This is a genomic window from Cysteiniphilum sp. 19S12-1, from assembly GCF_052030685.1.
GTDB lineage: Bacteria > Pseudomonadota > Gammaproteobacteria > Francisellales > Francisellaceae > Caedibacter.
On the sequence record NZ_JBQAJM010000068.1, the window covers coordinates 1 to 2,407 of the forward strand.

A 2,407-nucleotide genomic window follows, 5' to 3' on the forward strand; every position below is an offset into this window, starting at 1 on the left:
TAAGGCCTTAAAGTAGTCAAAAAAACTCCCGCATTCACCGTGGGACTATCAACGCCAAATAGTTGGGGACGCTACACCAGTAAAACTTTGGTATTCGAAAAATTTAGGACTGTATTCGACCAGTCTTGCACCAGGAATGTATTATGCTATCGTAAAGTTAGCTTTGGATGTAAGTAATGATGACACCAGTTATTATAGAAATAATCCTTATCAGTTTAGTGGTCGAGCTTTATGCATTTATCTATTATCATCAACAAGCTCAGAATGTTCAATAGGTGATCAAAGTGATGACCCTAACCCTCCAGTTATAGCAGTTATATATGATGCTATTAATGAAGGTATTCATGATAATATCGATTACATTGACTTATTAGTTGCTGCAAATAAATCAATAAATCTACCACTTATTCGAAATATGCAGCTTATAGAAAACCCATACCCTCAATCCCATGATCATTATGACATGGGGAACTAATAATTATAATGTAGAGAATTGAAAAAAATGAGTAATAAACAAAAATTTTTACTACTATCGCAGCTTGCTTTATTAACAGTAGGCTGTACAGAAGCTGCAATGCCAATATCTATAATTTATGATCAAGCAAAAAATACTGATTATTTAATTGGTTGTCCAAGTGCTGGGAAATGCTACTATATACACGTATCTGGCATTAATGATTTCATTAATGATGCCAATAATTTACAGCTGTCTAAGCCTGATGATATTAACAATTTATTGACAGGATTGAAGTTAAATAGTCAATATATTATAGGAGGATTTGACGATCCTAACTTAATTTCATCAAGTTATAAAAAAAGTACTGATGTTGCAAGCAAGCAAAATAACTACTGGAGTTTTTCTTTTGATGGTGATGCACCTTACCCTGTTATAATTCATAATACAGACAGCCTTAACGCTGATAATCAAAGTTTTGATGACGCATTAAAAGATGGTGGGGGGGCTATTGGTAGAGCCCGTTGGGTATATTCACTTATTGGAAATAGATACTATAGATATGGAGGTGTTCAATTTCATAAGAAAATAATTGATGGTTGGCCTGGTCTGGATCATTTTAAAGGTGGCGCCAGAGATATCCAAGCGATATGGAGTCTTCAAGAGGATTATACATATTTCTTTAAGAATCAAGAGGTTATTAAATTTGATATTTATGGGGACCATGCTATCCAAGCAGATTCAGGAAAATATACCTTTACAGTGGCTTCTTTTTTAAATCGCTTTGGGCAAGCAAGCTCTAATTATTATGCTAAAACACTCTCTGATTTATTTCCAGCTTCAGAAGCTTTATCTGTTAAGGAAAATATGAATATTGATTTGACAGAGAATCCTATTTATCCAAATGCTAGCGATTGGAATGCTCCGCATGAGGATAGTATTACCGTCCCTTCTGGAAGCATTATGCCTACCTGCTCTCATTTGTCTTATTCTGCGGACACTGATTTAAGCTGCTATACAATAGCCGTTAATAAAAATAAGTTACCTACAACTTGGCAAGCTGATATAGAGTCTCATTTGCGATTATTGGATGGGAGAGCATTCCTCATGAATGTTAGCTCATACAGTAAAGATGAGGATCACTCTGTTAATGCTGTTATATATGATTACCAACTACAAAATAACCAAATAACCTTCTATATTGCTACAGATAAAAATCTTGACCATAAACAAATTAATCAACTTAGTGTTGAAAAAAATCCTTATCCACAGTCAGAGTTAGTATATTATTTACCTGCCGCCTATTATAATCCATCACAAATAAATTTACCAGACAACCAAGCAGATATTGTAATTGATTCAAATGATCATACCCCTGTTCGTGAAGACTGGAGTGATCCGATAACAGGACAGTCTTGTACGGGAGATGATTGTTATACGTTAAAATATGATGGGAATTTAAATCCAAAACTATACTATACATATTTTTATGTAGGTACCAAAGTTCGTACTGCTTCTGTGCGGAAGTCACAGCATACTGACGATGGAATCGCCTACTACTACAAAAACACGTATATGCATCTATATGCGTATATAGATGGGTATGATTTATATGCACATAAACTCTATTTAAAAACAGGAGTTAATAAGACTTATGATTATAGCGATTATATACTATCTACGCAGACATTTTCAGATGACTTAAGTGATAGTTCTTATCAAGGAAATTGGTCAATTAGCAAATCTAATAAAACTCATGAATTGACACCAAAGAGTATACCTTTTTATGAATATCAAGATTCATCAGAAGCGTTATCACTGAATAATCACCCCTTTAGTGTTAATAGATACATAGCCTAATGGCATATACTCTTCTTTCTGAAGTTTAGAGTTTTAAACATTAAATTTTCAATCAGTCGATCTAATTGTTAGCTCACGCAACTAAGCTTTTAA

General features: G+C 33.8%; 2 protein-coding genes. Both read left to right on the forward strand.

The genetic code is table 11. The annotated features are described in order from the left end of the window. Positions 1–136 precede the first annotated feature (136 nt). Positions 137–475: a hypothetical protein gene (locus ACTS4L_RS11195; RefSeq protein WP_440617983.1), complete on the forward strand. Its 339-nt coding sequence runs from the start codon at positions 137–139 to the stop codon at positions 473–475. A gap of 27 nt (positions 476–502) precedes the next feature. Next, positions 503–2,314: a hypothetical protein gene (locus tag ACTS4L_RS11200; RefSeq protein WP_440617984.1), complete on the forward strand. Its 1,812-nt coding sequence runs from the start codon at positions 503–505 to the stop codon at positions 2,312–2,314. The last annotated feature ends 93 nt before the right edge of the window (positions 2,315–2,407 follow it).